At 69.2% G+C, this 23,174-nt stretch carries 11 protein-coding genes; 4 read left to right on the top strand and 7 right to left on the bottom strand.

The window, feature by feature from the left end; genetic code table 11:
- Window positions 1-3: 3 nt before the first annotated feature.
- The 6 genes from G6045_RS02215 to G6045_RS02240 form a co-directional block, all read right to left on the bottom strand.
- Complete coding sequence (locus G6045_RS02215; RefSeq protein WP_165330017.1) at window positions 4-2,334, bottom strand: B12-binding domain-containing radical SAM protein; 2,331 nt, start codon at window positions 2,332-2,334, stop codon at window positions 4-6.
- Window positions 2,335-2,436: 102 nt separating this feature from the next.
- On the bottom strand, window positions 2,437-2,589 hold the full coding sequence (locus G6045_RS02220; protein WP_165330018.1) for a hypothetical protein: 153 nt from the start codon (window positions 2,587-2,589) through the stop codon (window positions 2,437-2,439).
- A 238-nt stretch (window positions 2,590-2,827) separates the two neighbouring features.
- Window positions 2,828-3,766 (bottom strand): EamA family transporter, encoded by a 939-nt coding sequence (locus G6045_RS02225; RefSeq protein ID WP_206343174.1) that lies wholly within the window; start codon window positions 3,764-3,766, stop codon window positions 2,828-2,830.
- Window positions 3,767-3,778: 12 nt separating this feature from the next.
- Entirely contained in the window at window positions 3,779-5,110 is a 1,332-nt protein-coding gene (locus G6045_RS02230; protein ID WP_165330020.1) for a hypothetical protein, read from the bottom strand.
- A gap of 4 nt (window positions 5,111-5,114) precedes the next feature.
- Complete coding sequence (locus G6045_RS02235) at window positions 5,115-6,089, bottom strand: hypothetical protein (RefSeq protein ID WP_165330021.1); 975 nt, start codon at window positions 6,087-6,089, stop codon at window positions 5,115-5,117.
- 120 nt (window positions 6,090-6,209) lie between these two features.
- A complete protein-coding gene (locus G6045_RS02240) occupies window positions 6,210-7,259 on the bottom strand; it encodes a zinc-dependent alcohol dehydrogenase (protein ID WP_165330022.1) in 1,050 nt (349 codons plus the stop codon).
- Between the two features lie 771 nt (window positions 7,260-8,030).
- Between G6045_RS02240 and G6045_RS02245 the strand changes: the two genes are divergently transcribed.
- The 4 genes from G6045_RS02245 to G6045_RS02260 all read left to right on the top strand — a co-directional run bounded on the left by G6045_RS02245 (window position 8,031) and on the right by G6045_RS02260 (window position 21,847).
- Window positions 8,031-15,743 carry a non-ribosomal peptide synthetase gene (locus G6045_RS02245; protein ID WP_206343175.1) on the top strand — a complete coding sequence of 2,571 codons (7,713 nt, stop codon included), beginning with the start codon at window positions 8,031-8,033 and terminating at the stop codon, window positions 15,741-15,743.
- Between the two features lie 3 nt (window positions 15,744-15,746).
- The gene (locus G6045_RS02250; protein ID WP_165330023.1) at window positions 15,747-19,610 is read left to right on the top strand and encodes a non-ribosomal peptide synthetase; all 3,864 of its coding nucleotides are present in this window, start codon (window positions 15,747-15,749) and stop codon (window positions 19,608-19,610) included.
- 318 nt (window positions 19,611-19,928) lie between these two features.
- The gene (locus G6045_RS02255) at window positions 19,929-20,957 is read left to right on the top strand and encodes a branched-chain amino acid ABC transporter substrate-binding protein (protein ID WP_235967437.1); all 1,029 of its coding nucleotides are present in this window, start codon (window positions 19,929-19,931) and stop codon (window positions 20,955-20,957) included.
- Complete coding sequence (locus G6045_RS02260; RefSeq protein ID WP_165330025.1) at window positions 20,954-21,847, top strand: branched-chain amino acid ABC transporter permease; 894 nt, start codon at window positions 20,954-20,956, stop codon at window positions 21,845-21,847. The genes G6045_RS02255 and G6045_RS02260 overlap by 4 nt, the downstream gene beginning before the upstream one ends.
- Before the next feature lie 28 nt (window positions 21,848-21,875).
- Here the strand turns inward: G6045_RS02260 and G6045_RS02265 are convergent, their stop codons facing one another.
- Window positions 21,876-23,072 carry an RNA-guided endonuclease InsQ/TnpB family protein gene (locus G6045_RS02265; RefSeq protein WP_165330026.1) on the bottom strand — a complete coding sequence of 399 codons (1,197 nt, stop codon included), beginning with the start codon at window positions 23,070-23,072 and terminating at the stop codon, window positions 21,876-21,878.
- Window positions 23,073-23,174 lie beyond the last annotated feature (102 nt).

The following is a 23,174-nucleotide window of genomic DNA, read 5'->3' on the forward strand; positions in this document are numbered from 1 at the left end:
TGGTCAGGCCGCGACGCGCGGCAGTTCGAGAAGCCCTGGGGCCAGGGAGGCAGCTGCGATCACCCGGTGTCCTGCCAGGTTCTCCAGCAGCAGACGCCGCTGCGCGGCGGGCAGACGCGACCGGTCCGCCAGTTCGGCTTCGCTCGCACCGTCGGCTGTGAGCAGCCACAGCAGCCGGCCCGCCGCGGAGACCCTGACGCGCTGCCCGGTCTCCGCGGATACGAGCAGACAACTGCCGTCGGGTCGGGCGTCCAGCACGTCGTGGGGCTGGGCGGCGTACCACGGCGTGTGCTCCTGCTCGCCGAAGGCGCCCGCCTCGAACGTCACGGCCCCATGCGCGGCGAGCCGCGCCAGTGTGGCCGCGGCGGTGCGCGGTGACTCGAACGCACGCCACAGGTCGGCCGCGCCGTGTGCCCGGCCGTCGAGCAGCGGACTCCACTGCGACGGCACATCGAGGAGGGCGTCGCACGAGGGCACGTGCAGCAGGAGCCCCGTGCCGTCGGCCGACACCCTGCCCTGCACGCCGGGCGCCAGGCGCACCACACCGGTGGTGTCCATCAGCAGGCGCGGGGCGGCGGGCGCGGTGAGCCGCCGCGCCGGCAGCTCCGACTCGGCCAGCGCCCACAGGAACGACCACTCCTCGGCGTCCCCGATCCAGGTGCCCCGGTGGAACGCGGCTCCCGCGCTGCCGCCCGGGCCACCGGAGGTCAGCTCGGCGGCGTCCTGCTGAGTCAGCCCTTCGGCCACCGTGTAGTCGAGATCGAACGCCAGGTCCTCGCCCTCGCCGGGCGGAATCAGTTCGACCCCGAAGAGGTCGGGACGCTCCCCGACCGGGGAGAGCACGTCCAGGATGAAGGGGCCGTTGGCGGCGGTCGAATACGGGACGTCGAATTCCTCCACCGAGCGCTGCAGCGCCTGGTCGGCGAACTCCTGGGTGCGCAGGGCCTCTTCGCGGGTCTCGCCGGGAAATCCCGTCATGCAAAAGAGGTGCACCGGAACCTTGTTGCCAAGCAGGGCCTGCAGCGACGGCTCGATGTCCGCGACCTTTGTGCCCTTGCGCATCAGGTCGAGGACGCGCTGGTTGTACGACTCGAGGCCGAGGTCGAGGCGACGGCAGCCGGAGCGGCGCAGCGCGGAGGCCAGTTCGTCGTCGAGCCCCTTGCTGAACCGGGTCTCCCCGTACCAGAAGAGGTCGTGTCCGCCGTCGTTCAGTTCGCGCGACACCCCGCGCAACGAGGTCAGCGTCATGATCTCGTCCACGAACATGAAGCTGTCGGAGCCGTGCTTGGCCGCGAGCGTGGCCATGTCGTGCACCACCTGCTCGGGCTTGCGGATACGGAACTTGTTGCTGGCGAAGGGGATCGAGCAGAAGGCGCAGTCCCAGGCGCAACTGCGGGAAGCCTGAAGAGGCAGGACGGGGCCGGGCGCGAAGTACCGGTCGAGCGGCAGCCCGTCGAAGTCCGGGGTGGGCAGATCGGACACGTCGACCATGGCCGCCGGGTTCCGCAGCAGCCCGCCGCGGCCGTCGCGCTCCAAGAGCCCGGGGATGGTCCGGTCGTCGGCGCCAGTGATCCGGTCGCACAGCGCGGGCAGCGCGTCCTCGCCCTCGTAGGAGACGAAGGAGTCCACATAGGCGAAGAAGGGGTGCTCCTCCGTCCAACGGCTCACCATGCGGGTCGTGAGATTGCCCCCCATGACCACATGGACGTCCGGCCTGCGGAGCTTGATGTGACGGGCGGTGGTGAGTGCCGCGATCAGCTGTGTGTCGGCGGAGACCGAGATGCCGACCACGGCGAGGTCGGCATCGTCGAGTCCCGGGATCGGACGGCGCTCCAGCGCCCAGCCGTACACATTGCGATCGGCCGAACCGGCCGCCTCCAGAACGGAGTCGGAACGCCGGTGGGAAAAGCACGAGAAGTTTCCCCGGAGGTCGAACTTCAAGCCGGGGAACGACGCCGAAACACAGGAGAGACCGTTGCGTACAACGGTGGCCGCCTCCGTGAAAGCGTCCGGGGCGGCCAGAATGTCACGCGATTTGAGTGCGGCCCTGGCAGCGTCCATGCGCTGCACGGTGTCGCCGAATACCGCAAGAATCTCCTCGTGCGCCCTGCGCTCCTGTGCGGGAATTTCGCCGAGCCGGCGCTCTGCCTTCGGAAGCAGTTCCGCAAGGCCTTCGGAGGAAAGCAGCCAGTCCGTCTGCTCGATGCTCAGATCGAGTGACGACACCTGCCAGCCGTGCCGGCGCATGACCGCGGCCAGCAGGGGGACGGCGAGGTGCGGCGCGTAGACGTTCCAGATGGGCGGGTTGATGAGGAGTATTCGGGGCTGATGCATGTGTGCCCTCGTAAGGATCCGCTGCCGGATGGGGAGTCGAGCGTGGCCGTTACTGTGCGGACAGAACGTGCATGGGCCGGCGGGGCCGACCAAAAACACGGATCAGTTGTCGGCGCCGTCCTGCAGCAGCGCGTACTTGCTGTTGGCGCGCTTCGGGGTGACCGGCTCGACAGCGGTCGACTCGTCCGTCTCGGCGAGAGCGGCGAGCTTGTCGGCGTCCAGCTCCTGCGCGGATTCCTCGTGGTTGAGGTTCATATGGATCTCCCATTCTCGGTGGCTCGATGGATGGTGCCCGACGAGATGACATGTGCGACGGTCGCGCCCGACTCCCCGGGCGTCCTGTACACGCACAGCCAAACAGGAGCCGCTGGACCTTCACTCAGGAGGCGCTTGAGAACCCGTCCAGAACCCTCGCCCCGCCCGCACCTGGCGCCCGCCGCAGCCCGCGCCCCGACCTCAGCCCCAGCTCCCGCCCTCATCCCAGCTCCCCACCTCAGCCCGAGCTCCCCACCTCGGCTTCGCACCGCCCGCCCGAAGCGGCACTCGATGGCCGCTTGCCCCCGGCGTCCGGGCCGCGTACCCGCGGCGTCGCCTCGCGCGGCGTGCTCAGCACCGTGCCGATACCGGCGAAGGTGACCAGGACGACTCCCAACACCTGCGGCCAGGAGGGCTGTTGGGACAACACCACGGAGCCGACGACGACACCGACAGCGGGCTCCAGGCTCATCAGAGTGCCGAAGACAGCCGTGGGCAGATCCCGCAGAGCGACCATCTCGGCGGCGTACGGCAGGATCGGCAGCAGCAGTGCCGCCAGGCCCGACAGCGCGAACGAGGACAGGTCCATCTGCCCGGCGACGCGGGCGACATCGGCGAACGGCAGCGTCACCACCGACGCCGCCGCCATGGAAACGGCCAGCCCTCCGAGGCCCGTGAACTGGTCGCCCACCCGCTTGGTCAGCAGGATGTACCCGGCCCAGCCCACGGCCGCGCCGAGCGCGAATCCGACCCCCGCCAGGTCGACGGCGCCACTCCACGGCCGCGTCAGGGCGAGCACCCCGACCGTGGCGGCCAGCGGCCACAGCGCGTCGACCCGGCGCCGCAACCCGGCCACGGCCACCGCCAGTGGGCCGAGGAACTCCAGCGCCGTCGCGGTGCCCAGCGGGATACGGACCACCGCCTCGAAGTAGAGCAGGGTGAGCAGTCCGCTGACCGCGCCGAGCAGCAGCGCGGTGCCCAGCTCGCGCCGGTCACGGCCGCGGATGCGGGGCCGGGCGATCAGCCACAGCACCGCCGCCGCCCAGGTCAGCCGCAGCCAGGCGGTGCCGGGGACGCCGAAGCGGTCGAAGAGCCAGCTGGACGTACCGGCACCGGTCTGCACACTGATCATGGCCACCACGGCGAGCGCGCTGCCTCGCAGGCGGGGGACGGGCATGGGCATCGCCGCTCACGCTCCGACGACGAGTTCGGCGACCGGGGGTGCCACAGCACCACAGGCGACGGCATCGGCCCCCGGATGCCCCACGGCGCAGGGCCCGGTCAGGGGATGCTCCACAGCGCACGGCCCGCCCGACCAGCGCCCCTCCGCGAGCGAGAGGAGCCACTGACCCGTCCCGGCGTCCCGGTCCACACCCAGGAGGTCCGCGTCACGGTCCACCCGCCCCGGCGCGCGGACCGCCTGCAGAGCGAGGTAGAGCTGCGCCCGGTCGGCATCGACGACGGGCAGCGCGGGCAGTCGGCCGGCGGCGAAGTCGAACCAGCCCGCGTCCCCGTTCTCCAGCGCGTCACCAAGCAGCTTCCCGGCATCCTGGGCGCGCAGCCGCGCACCGCCCCGCTCGCACGCCAGGCGTACCAGGGCACGGTCACCGGACGACACTCCCACCGTGTACGCGGTGCGGGCCTCCCGGGCAAGCAGGGCCGTGTCCTCGCAGTGCTCGAAGGCGAAGCGGACGGCGGGCGCGGAGCCCGAGGCAACCAGCCGCTGCCACATGCCGACGTCCAGGACCTCCCAGTCGGCGTCCGCGAACACCCGGAACAGGGCAGGCAGTTCGGCCATCCGTTCCTCGGCGGCCAGCCGCCGGAACACCTCGGCGAAGCCCTCGACACGGGGCGAGGGCCGCACGCGGTCCAAAGCCCCGGCAAGTTCGGGCAGGGTGCCGTCGACGACGGCTTCCTCGACAGCCCGTCGGACCTCCTCCTCGTCGAGGCGGACCTCGACGTCCGTGAGTGTGGCCAGCTTGCGCAGCGCCCCGTACCGGCCGCTCGCCAGGAGTGTGCGCATTCCGGTGGCGACGGCGTCCGGCCTGAACCGGACAGGTACGCGCGTGAGTTGACGCATGTAGTCGACGGCGCCGAGCCGTCCGGCCGCCACCAGCACGTCGTACGCCCGCAGGGCCGTCGCCTCGTCGAGTTCCGGGCGTACACCGGTCGCCGCGATGATCTGTTCGATGCCTCCGGCGTTTCCGCGGCGGGCGAGACGAGTGCAGGCACGGCCGATGAGGCCGGCTCCGGGCCGCTGAGCGGGCGGCAGATGCTTGGCGAGGAAACAGAAGTCGTCCACCACTGCACGTTCCAGAGCCCGCTCGGCGGCCCGCGCCACCACGTCCTGCGGCAGCGAGGCCATCACGGGGACATGCTTGTGGAGCTGCTCCAGGACGTAGATCTCGTCCTGGTCCACCAGCCGGCGCGCCTGCGCCGTGACGAACTCCGCGGGCAGTCGGCCGAGCGTGCCGGGGGCGTCCTCGCTCAGGTGCTTGAGGAGATTGCGGTACGCGCGCATGGCCCTATCCCGCCAGTGCCAGCGGACGGTTCACGAACGGCAGCAGGTGCGCGACATCCTGGTCGCGGTTGAAGCGCACCATCGCCATGCGGAGCTCGGGATCGTATCCCTCACGTCCGCGGAAGTCGGTGCTCTCGTCGGCGAGTTCCTCGCTCCAGAGCCCCGTGTAGACCGGCAGACCCATGCCGTGCCCGGCGAGCACCACCTCGAAGACCGACTGAATGGTCGGCGGGGTCCAGTCGCCCGGCTCGGTCGTCTGCTGAAGGGAGGAGCCTTCGGCGATGTAGGTGGGCGTGAGGTAGATCGTCAGCTCCGTGCCGTACCGGTCGCAGATTTCCTTCAGATACTCCATCGTGGCGACGGCCTCGCGCACCCCGTGCTCGTCGGACATCCGCGGCGCCGGCTTGACGAGGACGTAGCTGGTGAGCTTGACACCCAGGGCGCCGAGCAGCGCGACCCGGTCCTCCATGACCCGGCGCGAGATCTTCTTCTTGAGCACCGTCTGCCGGATGAAGTCGTCCTGCGTCTCGAAGCCGACCGTCACATCCAGCCGGGGCGCGTGGGTGGTCTTGGCGATGTGCTCCAGGTAGTCGCGCTTGACGTACTCGGGACGCGTCTCGATGGAGAGGATCTCGAGGTTCTCCATGTCCCGCGCCCGGTGCAGCAGATGGTCGACGGACTCGCGGTGGAAGCGGCGCGGGTCGAGCGCGGATCCCTCGTTGCCGAAGGAGAGCTGACGGTACCGGCCGAGCTGGTCGGCCTTCTCGGTGAACACATGGTCGATCTGCCGGTTGATCTGCTCGGCGGTCACCTCGAAGGTCGCCGAGCGGGTCGGCAGGGCGCAGTAGGTGCACTGGAACTGGCACTTGGTCGTGTAGAAGGACAGCACGAGGTCGCGCCGGGTGAGGAAGGTGCGGGTGCCGATGTAGAGCGGCAGGTTCGGGTCGTGGTTCTCGGGACCGTCGAGGTTTTCGGACATGGGTGGCCCACCTTTCGAGCTGCGGGGAAGTGAGGAGGGAGGCGAAGCGAGGGGGACGAGAGGCCCGGTGAACGGCCTTCAAGTCGGTGTCAGGGCAGGGGCGTTCCTGCTTCGGTCCCGTCAGGGCCACGGATGCAGAACGACTTTTCCGCACTCCTTGGTGAGCTGGGTCTTCCATGCCTGCTCGATGTCGTCGAGCGGGAACGTGTGCGTGATGAACCGGTCGATGAGCGCGCCGCTGCGGGCGATCACGTCGAGCATTCCGGGAGCGTGCTGCAGATACAGATCGAGGCTGCCGTGGAGGGTGACGCCTTTTTGGATCAGGTCCCGGTCCACGTGGATCTCCAGCTCACCCGACTCTCCGAGAAATGTGACCTGCCCGCCGCGGCCCACCGCGTCGAGCCCGAACCGCTGGTAGGCGGCCTGCGCGGAACAGTCGATGACGCGGTCGACCCCGCTGCCACCGGTGAACTCCCGTACGGCGCTCAGGGCTTCGGGGTCGGTCATGTCCACGACCAGGTCCGCGCCCAGCTCCCGCGCCAGCTCCCGCCGGTAGGGGCTGCGGCCGGCGCAGATCATCCGCGCACCCCGGGCCCGCCCGTTGATCACGGCGCCGAGGCCCACCTGCCCGAGCCCGGTGACCAGGACCGTCTGTCCCTCGGCGACCTCCATGTTCTCCATCGCCGTGTAGGTCGCGCCCATCCCGCAACAGGCCATCGCGGCATGCTCGTACGACATCCCCTCGGGGATCGGGATCAGCAGATGCTCCCGCTTGATCATGTACTGGGCGAAGCCGCACTCTCCTGACTCGCCGCCGCTCACCGTCAGGGGGTCCTCGGTGTCCTCGCAGTGGGCGTAGCGCCCCGAGGTGCACAGCGCACAGCGCCCGCACGGGTATCCGCTGAGCACGACCACCCGGTCCCCGGGCCGGAAGGCACTGCCGCTACCGGCATCGACCACCTCGCCGGCGGCCTCGTGCCCCAGCGAGTCCCAGCGGTTGCGGTCACGGAAGTCCCAGTGCTCGTACGCCAGATGTTCGTTGCACATCGGCGCGGCGAGCACCTTCACCAGGACGTAGTCCTCCGCGATCAGCGGCAGCGGCTTCTCGATGATCCGGCTGACACCGGGCCCGTCCAATGCGGCGACTTTCATGAGGGCCTCTGCGGCCATGATCGCTCCAGGAGGTCGAGGAAGGAGGCCTTCCTGCTTGGCAACTTCTTGCCTGAAGGTTGGCAATCCATCCTCGAAGCGGAATATCGACAGGCTTGACCGGTGGTGGAAGCGCAGGTGGGGGTGGTCAACTTTTGCCAGAGGCAGGCATGGGCCTTGCCAAGTCAACGGTCCAATGCGCTGTCGGATCAGGTGAGTTGTCGCGCTCACGTTCCGGGCCGCCTCGCTGGGGTCAACGCCAAGGTCACGCCATCGCGTGCCGGGCGGCAGCTGTGGCAGGTGTGGCTGAAAAGCCCTCATGGAGGGCCTGTGAGAAGGGCGGCTCCGCGGCCCTGTCCGGCGGTGGCCAACCTTCCAACTTCGCACAGGGAGTCAGGCCAGGGCCAGAGCATCTCGCCGACGGGACGGTGGGGGAGAACGCAGGGCAGAGCGGACGAACTGCCGCCTTGTAGTGGCCGAAACGCCGGCCCTACGGTTCCGCCACCGACGCCGGGCGTCCTGCCGACCGGACAGGCGTCGGTCTGCGAAGGTGCCGCGGTCCCCACGCCCGGCCCGCGTCCCTCCAAAGCCGCCTCGAGACGCGCGAGGACGGTGTGCATCGGCCTCGCCCGAAGGGCGGGCCGGTCGAACGCCCAAGACACTCACCGGGGAGCGAGCGCTGTGACGGGATCGGATTTCGAGAGCGCGGTACCAGTGCGGGATCAGGACCCAGTCGCGTCGGGCGCCACGACCGAGGCGGCTGCCCGGGACGGGAGGGCCGGGGCGATCCCGTTGTCCTTCGCTCAGCGGCGCCTGTGGTTCCTGGACCGCTTGGAGGGGCCGTCGGCGACGTACAACATTCCGTTCGCGCTGCGTCTCGAAGGGCCGCTGGACACCGGGGCGCTGGCCGCGGCGGTGAGGGACGTCGTCACCCGGCACGAGAGCCTGCGCACGCTGTTGGTGGAGAGTCAGGACGGAACGCCTGAGCAGCGAGTGGTGCCGGCAGCCGAGGCGGACATCCCCTTCAGTGTGGTGGACATTGAGCCGGACGCTGTCAACGCGTCGGCCAGTGAGTCCGCAGCGTGGGCGTTCGAACTCGACAAGGACCTGCCGATCCGGACCACGGTGCTCCGGCTCTCCTCGCGGGAGCACGTGGTGGTGTTCGTGTTCCATCACACGGCGGCCGACGGTGCGTCGATGGCACCGTTCCTCACCGATCTGATCACGGCATACGAGGCGCGCCGTCAGGGTGACATCCCTGATTACGTGCCGTTGGCGGTGCAGTACAAGGACTATTCGGTGTGGCAGCGCGACATGCTCGGTGACGAGGACGACCCGGACAGTGTGGCCGCCGAACAACTGGCGTATTGGCGTGAAGAGTTGGCCGAGGTTCCGCAGCCGGTGCAGTTGCCGCTGGACCGGCCGCGCCCCACCTCGTCCAGCCGCCGTGGCGGGTATGTCGACTTGGATCTCGCACCGGAACTCGTCGCCGGTATCGGCAAGCTCGCCACCGGTCACGGCGCGACGGCGCCGATGGTCGCGCAGGGCGTGCTCGCGGTGCTGCTGCACCACCTGGGGGCCGGCAACGATCTGGCGATCGGCAGTCCGATCGAGGGTCGTGCGGATGAGCAGTTGGAGGAGCTTGTCGGCTTCTTCGCCAATACGTGGGTCCTGCGCGTCGATCTGTCGAAGAACCCGACGTTCGACGAGCTCCTGGACCAGGTACGCGAGCGGGCACTGGGCGCGTACGACAACCAGGACGTGCCCTTCGAGCACCTGGTGGAGCTGCTGAGTCCGGATCGGACGACGGCGTACAACCCGTTGTTCCAGGTGATGTTGGCGTGGCAGTTCGGCTGGTCGCCGATCGAACTGCCAGGTCTCACGGTCACGCCGCTGCCGTTGGGCACCGATACGGCGAAGTTCGATCTGTTCTTCAACATCGTTCCGGACGCGTCGGGTTGTGCGTACGGGCGCCTCGAATACGCGACGGAGCTGTTCGACCACTCCACGGCCGAGGCGCTGGTGGACCGGTTCGTCCGTGTACTGAGCCAGGTGGTCGCCGATCCGGGCAAGCGGATCGGCGGCGTAGATGTACTCAGCGATGACGAGCGAAACCGGCTCGCGCTGCTCAACAACACGGCCGTGCCGTTGGAGGCGGCGACTGTGCCCGAGCTGGTGTCGGCGCAGGCGGCCCGCACCCCCGAGGCGACAGCCGTCATCTGCGGGCAGACCGTGCTGTCATATGGGGAGTTGGAGGCCCGCGCCGGTCGTCTCGCGGCGGTGTTGCGCGAGCACGGGGTCGGCCCGGACACCCTCGTCGCGGTGGCCCTGCCCCGCACAGCGGATCTCCCAGTCGCCGTGCTCGGCGTGCTCAAGGCGGGCGGCGCCTATCTGTCCGTCGACCCCGGCCACCCTGCTGAGCGCCTGGAGTTGCTCCTGAACACGGCGCGCCCCGCACTCCTGCTCACCGATGACGCGACACAGGCGGCCCTGCCGCAGTACCAGGCGCCCGTCCTGCACCTGAGCGACGCAGTCCTCGACGGCCCGCCCGCCGAGGTCTCCGGAAGTCCTGCCCGACCGGACCATCTGGCCTACGTGATGTTCACGTCCGGATCGACCGGGACGCCCAAGGGCGTCGCCCTCACCCACGCCGGCATCGTGAACGGCATCAAGGACCTGGCCACCCGCACCGGTGTCCAGGCGGGATCGAAGATGCTGGCAGCGACGTCGGTGAACTTCGACGTGTCCGTGTTCGAAATCTTCACCGCCCTGACCTCGGGCGCGAGCGTCGAGATCGTGCGTGACGTCCTCGAGCTCGCCGAACGCGCAAGCTGGTCGGGCACCACGATCAGTGCCGTTCCGGCGGTGTTCACCGCACTCCTGGACCAGCTTGCAGGTCAAGGCAGCCAACTCGACGTCGACACAGTGGTCTTCGCCGGCGAGGCACTGTCGTCGGACCTGGTCCGGCGGGTGCACAAGGAACTGCCCGGCACTCGCGTCATGAACGCGTACGGGCAGACCGAAAGCTTCTACGCCTCCACCTTCACCGCCCCGGGGGAGTGGACCGGCAGCACAGCAGTACCAGTGGGGTCACCGCTGGCGAACATGCGGGCTTATGTCCTCGGCCCGGAGCTGGCGCCGCTGCCGCCGGGCGTGGTCGGCGAGCTGTACGTGGGCGGTCTGGTGGCCCGCGGCTACTACGGCAACAGCGCGGCGACGGCGGAACGGTTCGTGGCCTGTCCCTACGGTGAGCCGGGAGCGCGGATGTACCGCACCGGCGACCTGGCCCGCTGGAACACCGACGGACAGCTCGTCTACGAAGGCCGCGCCGACAACCAGGTCAAGGTCAACGGCATCCGGATCGAGCCGACCGAGATCGAGGCCGTACTCGCCCAGCACCCGGCGATCCGGCAGTCGGTGGTGACAGTGAGGACGGATCCCTCCGGCCGCAACTGCCTGGTGGGCTACGCAGTCTTGGCGGACGCCGCCGTCCAGGTTCCCGTCTCGGACCTGCGGCGGTTCGTGGCGAAGCGTGTGCCGGACTACATGGTGCCCGCCCAGCTGATCACCCTGGACCGGCTGCCGCTCTCACCGAACGGCAAGGTGGACCGGTCCGCCCTGCCCGAGCCGGAGTTCACCGCGGGCGAGTACCGCGCCCCGCGCAACGACACCGAGCGGATCCTCAGCGAGGTCTACGCGGACGTGCTCGGCGCCGGCGAGATAGGCATCGACGACGACTTCTTCACCAGCGGCGGCGACAGCATCCGCTCCATCCAGGTGGTGGCCCGCGCCAAGTCCCGCGGCGTCACCGTCACCACCCGCGAGATCTTCGAGCAGCGCACCGTGCTGCGCTTGGCGGAGTTGGTGGCTGAACGGGCCGACGAGGAACGGGTGGCCCTCGCCGAGCTGCCCGGTGGCGGAACGGGCTGGGCGCCGCTGCCGCCGACGGCCGCGCACGTTCTTCAACTCGGCGGCGGTATCGGCCGGTTCTGCATGTCCGCCCTGCTCACCCTGCCCGCAGACATCGACCGGCCCACCCTCACCGCCACCCTGCAGAGCGTCCTGGACCGTCACGACGGGCTGCGCGCCACCCTGGACCGGGTCAACCCAGGCCTGCGTATGCAGCCGCGAGGCACGGTCAAGGCCGACGGACTGCTTCGCGACGTCCCGTACGCGGCCGACGAGGTGCAGCGGGAACTGGACGCGGCCGCCGACCGGCTCGACCCCGACGCGGGGGTGATGGCCCAGTTCGTACGCTTCATCAGTGCCGGAGATGATCAGCCGGACAGGCTGTTGATCGTGCTGCACCATCTGGTCGTCGACGGTGTCTCCTGGCGCGTCCTGCTGCCGGACCTGGTCGACGCGTGGAAGCAGGCCGTACGCGGCACCGAGGCAGACGAGCCAGCCCTTACCGGCACGTCACTGCGCCGCTGGCTGCACGCGCTGGCCGAACAAGCAGCCACCGAACAGCGCGTGGCCGAGCTCCCGGTGTGGCAGGAAATCCTCGCAGGCGATGAACCTGTGCTGGGCACACGGGAGTTGGACCCCGCCCGAGACGTCACCGCGACCGTGGACACGGTCCGTATCCAGATCCCCGCAGAGGTCACCGGCCCGCTCCTGAACAAGGTCCCCGCCGTCTTCCGAGGCGGCGTCGACGACGGCCTGCTCGCCGGCCTGGCCCTCGCGCTCGCCCGTTGGCGCGCCGACCGCGGCACCGTCAGCGCCTCCGCCCTGGTTCGTCTGGAAGGCCACGGCCGAGAAGAACACTGGATCCCCGGCGCGGATCTGTCCTCCACCATCGGTTGGTTCACCGCCATGTACCCGGTGCGCCTGGACGTCACCGGCATCGACCTCACCGACGCCTTTGCCAGCGGTGCGGCCGCAGGCAAAGCGCTGAAGACGGTCAAGGAACAGCTGCGAGCTGTCCCCGACAACGGTCTCGGCTACGGCCTGCTGCGCCATCTCAACGAATCGACGGGCCGGCAGCTGGCCGGCCTGACCTCCCCGCAGATCGGCTTCAACTATCTGGGCAAGGCCTCAGCCGCCGACATCCCCGAGGAGCTGCGCGGCCTGGGCTGGGCGCCGGACACCACCCACCAGGACCTGATCGCCGCAGCCGACGCCGACATGCCGGCCCTGTCCGCGCTGGAGATCAACGCAGTCGCCACCGACACCGGTCAAGGGGAGGAACTGACCGCCTACTTCGGATTCCCCACCGGCGTCCTGACCCGTCAAGAGGTCACCGAACTCGCCGACTTGTGGGTCCAGGCGCTCACCGCCCTCGCCCGCCACGCCACCGGCCCCGACGCCGGCGGCCTCACCCCGAGCGACGCCCCGCTCGTCACCGTCACCCAAGCCGAGATCGACAGCTGGGAGGAACGCCACGGCACACTCGCCGAGATCTGGCCGACTACCCCGGTCCAGGCCGGGATGCTGTTCCACACGAAGTTCGCCGGTGCGGACTTCGACGCGTACCACGTCCAGCTGGCGTTCGAGATGTCCGGCGACATCGACCCCGACCGGATGGGCCGTGCCGCACAGGCACTTCTGGAACGGCACACCGTCCTGCGCGCGGCCTTCGCCGGCCGCACCGACGGCGATGTCGTCCAGGTGATCCCGGACTCGGTGACCCTGCCCTGGCAGTACCTCGACCTGACACAGCTCGACGAGCCGGAACGCACAGCCCGGTTCGAAAGCTTCCTGAAGGACGACCAGAAGACATACTTCGACACCGAACGGCCGCCGCTGATCCGCATGGCGCTGATCCGCCTCGAACCCGGCCGCGCCCATCTCGTCCTGACCGCTCATCATGTACTGATCGACGGCTGGTCCACGCCGCTGCTCATGCAGGACCTGCTGCTCCTCTACACGTCCGACGGCGATCCCACCGGTCTGCCCGCCCCTCGTGACTTCGGCGAGTTCCTGGCCTGGCGCGCCCGGCAGGACGAGAGCGAGACCGCGCGGGCTTGGGCGCAGGAGCTCGAAGGGGTCGAGGAGCCGACCCTGATCGCCCCGGGCAGCGCGGAAGGCAGGCAGAGCGCCGGTCAGCTGGACGTGCCGCTCGCACCCGGCGACGCGCGCGAACTGGTTGCCGTTGCGGCGGAGTTGGGCATCACCGTCAACACGCTCGTCCAAGGCGCCTGGGGACTCCTGCTCGGGCGGCTCACCGGCCGCCGGGACGTGGTGTTCGGCGCGACTGTCTCCGGTCGCCCGCCCGCCGTCGCGGACGTCGAGTCGATGGTCGGGATGTTCATCAACACCCTGCCCGTACGGGTCAGCTATGCGCCCGGCGACACTCTCCGCGAGATCCTCGGCCGGCTGCAGAAGCGGCAGGCGGCGCTGCTCGACCATCACCACCAAGGGCTTTCGCAGATCCAGCAGGCGGTGGGGCTGCCTTCGCTGTTCGACACGCTGGTCGTCTTCGAGTCCTATCCGGTCGACGAGGAGGGCCTCGGCGCCGCCGGCGACGGCATCACCTTCACGGGGCTGCGTGCGTCCACGGGCACCAACTATCCGCTGGCCCTGATGGCGGCCGTCGAACCGCACTTGAAGCTGATCCTCCAGTACGCCCCCGAAGTCTTCGATCCGCAAACCGCCCAGATCCTCGCGGACCGCCTCGCGCGCGTCCTGCGACACCTCGCGGGCCCGGCGGAGGTGACAGCCGCACAACTCGACGTACTGGAACCGGCCGAACGTGCCCAGCTGCTCTCCGAGTTCGACGACACAGCCGCAGCGACAGCAGGCACCACGGTCCACGCCCTCGTCGAGGCCACGGCCGCGCGCACCCCGGATGCCACCGCCGTGGTCGCCGGCGACACCTCGCTCACGTACGCCGAACTGAACACCCGCGCAAGCGCCTTGGCGCACGCACTTGCCGGCCAGGGAGTGGGAGCGGAGTCGTTGGTCGCCGTCTCCCTGCCCCGGTCGGCGGACCTGGTGATCGCGCTCCTCGCGGTGCTCAAGGCAGGCGCGGCGTATCTGCCGATCGACCCGAAGTACCCCAGCCACCGCCTGGAGGCCATCCTCGACGAGGCGCGACCCCACCTCGTCCTGACCGACTCGGCCACGGCCTCAGTGCTGCCACGGCACGCCGCACCGGACTTCCACCTGGACGCGCAGGACCTGACCGGCGACGAGGGGCAACCTCATCCGCCTGTCCACGCGCAGCAGTTGGCGTACGTGATGTACACCTCCGGCTCCACCGGCAAGCCCAAGGGCGTCGCCATCACCCATGCCACCGTCGTCAACGGCGTACTGCGGCTCGCCGAACGCGTCGGCATGGCGCCCGGCCGGCGGATGCTCGCCGGCACCTCGGTCAACTTCGACGTCTCCGTGTTCGAGATCTTCACCACCCTCGCTGCCGGCGGACTCATCGACATGGTCCGCGACGTCCTCGTCCTGGGCGAGAAAAAGGACGGCTGGAACGGCAGCGTGATCTCCACCGTCCCGTCCGCCTTCGACGAACTGATCGACGCCATCCGCGACCGCACCCACGTGGACACGGTCGTCTTCGCCGGAGAGGCACTGCCTCCCGCACTCGTCCAGCGGACCCGCCAGGCCTTCCCCGATGTGCGGATCCTCAACGCCTACGGCCAGAGCGAATCGTTCTACGCCACCACCTGCGCCCTCCCCGCCGACGCGGCCCCCCTGCCCGGCAACGTGCCGATCGGCACCGCGCTCGGCGGCATGCGGACCTACCTCCTGGGACCCGACCTCGCCCTGGTCCCACCAGGAGTGACAGGGGAGCTGTACGTCGGCGGCCACGTCGCCCGCGGCTACTACCGCCGCGGCGCACTGACCGCCGAGCGCTTCGTCCCCGACCCCTACGGACCGCCCGGCGCCCGCATGTACCGCACCGGCGACCTCGCCCGCCGGCAGGATGACGGCCGGCTGGAATACCTGGGCCGCACCGACACACAGATCAAGATCCGTGGCTTTCGCGTCGAACCCGGCGAGGTCGAGGCGGCCCTGACCGCGCACCCGCACGTCGCCCAGGCCGCCGTCATCACCCGCCCCGGCCGCGGCCGCACCACCGGCAAGCAGCTGCTCGCCTACGTCGTACCGCACGGCAACTTGGACACGCGCGAACTGCACGAGTTCACGGCACAACGGCTGCCGGACTACATGGTGCCGTCCGCCTTCACGACCCTCGACCGGCTGCCGCTCACCCCGAACGGCAAGCTGGACCAGGCCGCGCTGCCCGAGCCGGAGTACACCGACGCCGCCTACCGGGCGCCGCGCACACCCCGCGAAGAGACTTTCGCCGCGCTGTTCGCCGAGGTGCTCGGCGTGGAGAAGGTCGGTATCGACGACGGCTTCTTCGCACTCGGCGGCCACTCCCTGCTCGCCGTGCGGCTCAGCCACCGCGCGCTCGCCGAGACGGGCACGGAGATCCCCGTCAGCAAGATCTTCGATCTTCCGACGGTCGCCGCGCTCGCCGCGTGGTCGGAGCAGTCCGCTCCACGCCGTCGCCCCAGCCTGCTTCAGATGTTCGCCAAGGAGTAAGCCATGACCCCGCTGTCGTTCGTGCAACGCCGCACCTGGTTTCTGCACCACCTGGAGGGTGCGGAAAACTGGAACATGTCAGCGGCTTTCCGGCTGACCGGCCCCCTGGACGAGAACGCCCTCGTCGCGGCGATACGTGACGTGGTCGACCGGCACGAGATCCTGCGGACCACGTATCCGTCGGACCCGTCCGGCATGCCCTACGGGCAGATCCTGCCGATGACTTCGGACCTCGTACCGGTGGCGGTGAGCGAGGTGACGCCCGAGGGCGAGGCCGAGGCGATCGCGACGGCCGTCTCGCACCGCTTCGACCTGGCGGCCGAGATCCCGCTGCGGGCCACCCTGCTGCGCCTGGCACCCCAGGAGCACGTCCTGGTCCTGGTCGTGCACCACATCGCCACCGACGGCAGCTCCGGCGCTCCGCTGGCGCGCGACCTCGCCGCGGCCTACGCCGCACGCCGCGAGGGCCGGGCCCCCGACTGGCAGCCGTTGCCCGTGCAGTACAAGGAGTACACCCTGTGGCAGCGCGAGGTGCTCGGTGATGTCGAGGACCCGCACAGTATCGCCGCGGAACAACTCGCCTACTGGCAGGCCGAGCTGGACGGCGTACCGCAGCCCCTGGGCCTGCCGCTGGACCGGCCGCGGACCGCGGAGGCGCGCACCGACGGCGACACGGTCGCCTTCACCGTGAGCGCGCGGACGGCCGCCGAGCTCCAGCAGGTGGCCGCCGCACGCAACACGAGCATGGGGATGCTCGTCCAGGCGGCCGTGGCGGTGCTCCTCGGCAGACTCGGCGGCGGCGAGGACGTGCCCCTCGGCACCCCGATCGCCGGACGCGGCGACGAGGCGCTGAACGATCTGATCGGCTGCTTCGTCAACAACCTGGTCCTGCGCGTGGACCTGAGCGGCAACCCCATGTTCACCGACGTACTCGCGCAGGTCCGCAGGAAGGCCCTCGCCGCCTTCGACCACCAGGACCTGCCCTTCGAGCTGCTCGTGGAGCAGCTCAACCCGGAGCGCTCCGCCTTCTACCGTCCGCTCTTCCAGGTCATGTGCGGCTGGCAGAGCTACGAGAAGCCCGAGCTTCATCTGCCCGGCCTCCAGGCGGAGTTCCAGCAGGCCCTCACCAACACCACGCAGGTCGACCTGTTCTTCAGCATGGCCCTGGACAACTCCGGCACACTGCACGGCGACATCCAGTACGCGACCGGGCTGTTCGACCGCGACACCATCGAGGCCATGGCCGCCCGTCTCGCGCGCATCCTCGAACAGCTGGCCGCCACCCCCGACCTGCGCGTCGGCGACCTCGACCTGCTGATCCCGGGGGAGAGCGAGCGCGTACTCGGCGACGTCAACGACACCGCCGAACCCACCCTGGACGGCGGTTTCGTGGCCGCGCTGCGGCGCCAGGCGGACCAGCGGCCCGACGCCGTCGCCGTCATCGCGCCGGAGTCCACGCTCACCTACCGGGAACTCGACACCCGCTCCAACCAGCTGGCGCACTGGCTGATCGGCCAAGGGGTGCGCGCCGAGTCCCTCGTCGCGGTCTGTCTGCCCCGCACCGCCGACCTGATCGTGGCGCTCCTGGCCGTACTCAAGTCCGGCGGAGCGTATGTCCCGCTCGACCCGGACCACCCCGAGTCCCGTATCGGCTTCGTCCTCGAACAGGCGAAACCGACCCTGGTGCTCGACGCGACCACCCTGGCCGACGCGGACTGGAAGGCCTGCGAGCACACGCCCCCGGCCGGCACCGCGGGGCCGCAGAACACGCAGTACGTGATCTACACCTCGGGCTCGACGGGCACACCGAAGGGCGTGGCCGTCCCGCGCGGAGCGCTCGACAACTTCATCGCCTCCGTGCAGCGCCGCTTCCCGCTGGCAACTGGCGAACGGATGCTGTTCAGCACCACGGTGGCGTTCGACATGGCCAACACCGAGCTGTTCCTGCCGTTCGTCTGCGGCGCGACCATGGTCATGGTGGCCAAGGAGACGGTCACCGACCCGGCCGCCGTCCTGGCCGCCGTCCGCCACCACCGGATCACCGCCGTACAGGCCGCGCCCGCGTTCTGGCAGATGCTGCTGATCCACGACCCGAACGCCGCGCGCGGGCTGCGCATCATCGTCGGAGCGGAGGCCGTGCCGGTCCGCCTCGCCTCGACCCTGGCCGACCAGGCCGCGGAAGTGGGCAACTGGTACGGCCCCACCGAGACGACGACCTGGTCGACCATGGCACCCGTCGAGCCGGGCGCCGCACCGGCCATCGGTGTGCCCATCGGCAACACCCAGGTGTACGTGCTCGATTCGACGCTGCGTCCCGTCCCGCGCGGTGTGCAGGGCGAGCTGTACATCGCCGGCGACGGCGTGGCCCGCGGATACCAGGGCCGCCCCGACCTCACCGCGGAACGCTTCGTGGCCTGCCCCTTCGGACCGGCCGGCAGCCGCATGTACCGCACCGGCGACCTGGTGCGATGGGACAGGGACGGGCGCCTGGAGTACCTCGCGCGCACGGACTTCCAGGTCAAGGTGCGCGGCTTCCGTATCGAACTCGGCGAGATCGAGCACGCTCTGGACAGCCACCCGGAGGTCGCGCAGGCCGCGGTCGTCGTGCGCGAGGTCCGGGACGTCCAGGACGGTGACAAACGCCTGATCGGCTACGTCGTCCCGGCGCGCACGGCCCACGCGGGACAGTCCGGTGCGCACGGCGACACCGGCGTACCCGTCGTCCTCGACGACGAACCGACGCGTCTGCTGCTGCGTGCACTCGTCCCGTACCTGCGCGCACGCCTGCCCGAATACATGGTGCCGCCGACGCTGCTGGCCCTGTCGAACCTCCCGCTGAACCCCAACGGGAAACTCGACCGCAAGGCGCTGCCCACCGAAGCGGCGGGTGCCGGCGCCACCGGGGCGCCGCGCAATGCCCACGAGGAACAACTGTGCGCCCTGTTCGCCGAGTTGCTCGACCGTGACGAGGTCGGCATCGACGACAGCTTCTTCTCCCTCGGCGGGCACTCCTTGCTGGCCACCCGGCTCAGCCGGCGCATCCGCACCCAGTTCGGCATCGAGATGCCGCTGCGGACCATCATCAAGTTCCCCACCGTGGCCGAGCTGGCCGCCCTGCTGCTCACCGGCACCATCCCGGAAGAGCTGGCCGACCCGTTCTCGATCGTGCTGCCACTGAACAGCGACCCCGGTACCGGCACCCGCCCCCTGTGGTTCTTCCACGGCGGCGGCGGCCTCGGCTGGGCCTACTTCAGCTTCGTCCACCACGTCAAGGACCGCCCGGCGTACGCCCTGCAGTCCCGTGGCTCCAACGGCACCGACCCGCTGGCCGGCTCCGTACAGGAAATGATCGAGGACTACGCCGACCAGATCCTGAAGATCCAGCCGGACGGGCCGTTCGACCTGATCGGCTGGTCCTACGGCGGCACCGTCGTCCAGGCCGTCGCCCACGAACTCGACCGGCGCGGCCACGAGATCCACCTCGTGGCCATCCTCGACTCCCAGCCCGGCGGACACGGATTCACCGAGATCCACACCGGCAAGACCCAGGCGGACTACCGAGGCGAACTCGAGCACTACTTCGGCCAGTACATCGGCACCGACAACCAGGAGCACTTCCTGGACGTCATGTCCAAGGTCCTGGCCAACAACATGACCTGCATGATGGCGTTCGAATCGCCGGTCTACCGGGGCGACGTCGTCTTCTTCAACGCGACACAGCAGAACGAGTCATACGCCCACCTGTGGAAGCCGTACGTCCAGGGAAAGTTCGAGGTGCACGACGTACGCGCCGTCCACCACGAGATGCACATGCCCGCACCCGTGGCTGAGGTCTTCGCGGTGGTCAACCAGAAGCTGCGTGATTGACGCGTGCCTGTGCCCAGGGGTGCGCGGGCGCCTACAAGAAGCCCACAGATCCGGTAGGCGCCCGCTCAAGGATCGAGCGGGGGACAGGGGCAGGGGTGTGTCATGAACCTGTTGCCTGTGGTTCATCCCCGCGCCTGTCAGCGCAGCAGATGGCCGCCCTGACAGGAAGCGATTCCCATGAGCCACCACCGAACCCCCCGCCGATTTCTGTGCCTCAGCGCACTGGCCGTGGCCTGCGTCCTCACGTCATCCAGCTGCAACGCAGGCCTCCTTGCAGACGACGTAAAGAAGGAGGACGGCGGGCCCATCCTGCTCGGCATGGCCGTCCCTCAATCCGGCAGTACGGCTGAGGTGGGACCGTACATGTCGAACGCGGCGCAGTTGGCCGTGGACGAGATCAACGCCAAGGGCGGAGTCCTCGGGCGCAAGCTGAAACTGCAGGTCGAGGACGAGGCGTGCGATCCGAAGACCGCGACGGCCGCCGCCAACAAGCTGGTTTCCGCCGGGGTCAAGGTGTCCGTGGGCGGCTACTGCTCGGGAGCGACGCTCCCCACATTGCCGATCTTCGACCGGCACCGGATCCCGATGATCATTCCTGCCGCGAACTCCAGCGAGCTCGTCGACCAGCAACTGAAACACGTGTTCCTGATCAACGGCACGGGCAGGCAGCAGTCCGCGGCGGCGCTGGAATGGCTGGACAAGGAGGGCGCCGAGAAGGTCGTGGTGCTGCACGACAACACCTCGTACTCCAAGGACATCGCGGTCCGTACCGAGGCCGGCCTCGACAAGACGGGCGGGCCCGAGGCGAGCGGTCTGCACACGATCACCCCCGGCGAGAGCGACTACGGCCCGGCCGTGACCAGCGTCCTCAAGGACAAGCCCGACTATGTCTTCTTCACGGGCTACTACCAGGAGGGCGGCCTGTTGATAAAGCAGCTCAGGCAGGCCGGATACACGGGGAAGTTCCTGGGCGCCGACGGTCTGGTGGACCCGAAGCTGGCGCAGATCGCCGGCGACGCCGAAGGTGTGCACGCCACCATGACCCAGACCCCGGACACCCTGCCGCAGGCGAAGGGCTGGATCGCCGCGTACAAGAAGAAGTTCAAGGCGGACCCGGGCCCGTACTCGACGCAGTCCTACGACGCCGTCCGGCTCGCCGCCGAGGCCATCGAGCAGGCCGGCAGCACCGACGGCGCGGCGATCGTGAAGGCGCTGGAGGCGGTGGACGGATTCCAGCTGTTCTCGGGGCCGTTGAAGTTCACACCCGAGCACACGCTGTCCAACGGCGGCTTCGTGATTCTGGTCAACAACGGCGGCCGGTTCGTCCTCAAGGACAACCTGCAGTGAGCCAGCTCGTCTGGAACGGCCTGTTCCTGGGGTCGTTCTACGCGCTGGTCGCGCTCGGCTACAGCATGGTCTACGGCGTCATCAGACTGCTCAACTTCGCGCACGGCGACCTCTACATGCTCGGCGCCTTCTCCGGCTTCGCCGTGCTCGGCGCACTCGGCCCGCTGGTGGGCAGCTCCACCGTGCTCGCGCTACTGGTGGTGCTGGTGTGTGCCATGGTGCTGACGGGCCTCGCCGGGGTGGCGCTGGAGCGGGTCGCCTACCGACCGCTGCGGACAGCGCCCCGGCTCTCCCTGCTGATCACAGCAGTGGGGGCATCGTTCGCCCTCGAATACGGGACGCGGATCGCCGTGGGCCCCAACCCCAAGGTCTACCAGGCACAGTTGAGCAGTACAGGCCTGGAGGTTGCGGGCGCAAGGATCAGCATGGCCCAGCTGATGCTCGTCGCCGTCGCAGTCGCCCTCATGGCAGGCCTTGACCGGCTCGTGCGACACAGCGGGCAGGGCCGCGCGATGCGGGCGGTCGCGCTGGATCCGCGCGCGAGCCGCCTCATGGGCATCGACGTCGACGCGGTGATCGCGCGGACCTTCTTCATCGGCTCGGCCCTCGCGGGCGCAGCCGGGGTGATGGCAGGCGCCTACTACGGGAAGATCGACTTCCTGATGGGCTTCCTCATCGGCCTCAAGGCCTTCACCGCCGCCGTCATCGGCGGGATCGGCAACATGCGCGGCACGATGCGCGGAGGTCTGCTGCTCGGCCTGCTCGAGTCGTTCGGCACGGACTGGCTCGGCGGCGAATGGCGGGACGTCTTCGCCTTCGCCTGCCTGATTCTCTTCCTCACTCTGCGCCCGACAGGGCTGCTCGGCGAGCGCGTTAAGGAGCGGGTTTGACGCCTCCCATCCCCGAAGGGAGGGGTTCTTACGGCTCGCGCCGTGAGACTTCCTGTTTCATCGCCGACTGCCCGCCCGGAGAGCTCCGTTGAGGTCTTACGTCAGCTCCGCAGGCTGTGACCGCCCGTCCGGCGGCCAGAAGGTTCTTCGCTGCGTTCACGTCCCGGTCGTGTGTCGTTCCGCAGTCACACGTCCAGGTGCGGACGTGCAGTGGCATCTTCCCTTGGAGAGTGCCGCAGGCGGAGCACAGTTTGGAGGAGGGGAACCAGCGGTCCACGACCACAAGATTCCGCCCGTACCAGGCACACTTGTACTCCAGCATTCTCCGCAGTTCCCGCCACGCGACATCGGATATGGCGCGGGCGAGACGGTGGTTCTTGACCATATTGCGCACGGCCAAGTCCTCGATCACGAGCGTTTGGTTCTCACGCGCGAGACGAGTGGTCAGTTTGTGCAGGCCGTCACGGCGGCGGTCGGCGATGCGTGCGTGGATCTCGGCGACCTTGCGCTGGGCCTTGGCCCGGTTGGTCCCGCCCCCCTTGGCCTTCTTCGCCAGGCGGCGCTGAGCCAGAGCGAGGCGGGCCCGGTCCTTGCGCTCATGGCGGGGATTGGCGATCTTCTCTCCGGTGGAGAGCGTCACCAAATGCTCCAGGCCTGCGTCAATGCCGATCTCCGCGCTGGTGGCGGGAAGCGGCACAACGGACGTGTCCTCGCACAGCAGGGATACGAACCAGCGACCGGACGCGTCCTGCGACACCGTCACTGTGGACGGCTTCGCCCCTTCGGGGAGAGGACGCGACCACCGGATGCACAGTGGCTCCGTCATCTTCGCCAGGGTCAGCCGACCGTCACGGAAGCGGAAGCCGCTAGTGGTGTATTCGGCGGACTTTCTGGATGTCTTCCGGCTCTTGAAGCGCGGGTACTTCGCCCGCTTGCCGAAGAAGTTGGTGAACGCCGCATGCAAGTGCCGCAGGCACTGCTGAAGCGGCACCGACGAGACCTCGTTCAGGTAGGCCAGTTGCTCGGTCTTCTTCCACACGGTCAGCATTGCCGAGGTCTGGTTGTAGCTGATCCGCTCCTGGCGCGTCCACGCCTCCGTGCGGGCATCCAGTGCCAGGTTGTAGACCTTCCGCACACATCCGAACGTGCGCGACAACTCGGCTGCCTGCGCATTCGTCGGATAGAAGCGGTACTTGAACGCCCGCTTCACATGAGGCGCCGTCATGGCTCACAAGCTATCGATCCCTCGAGTACCGATCAAAACTGCGGGTCACAGCACGCCGATCCACCCAGAGGGCGAAGCGTCGCCCATGCCCCGCTCCGCAGG

It is taken from the genome of Streptomyces mesophilus, from assembly GCF_011044995.1.
GTDB lineage: Bacteria > Actinomycetota > Actinomycetes > Streptomycetales > Streptomycetaceae > Streptomyces > Streptomyces mesophilus.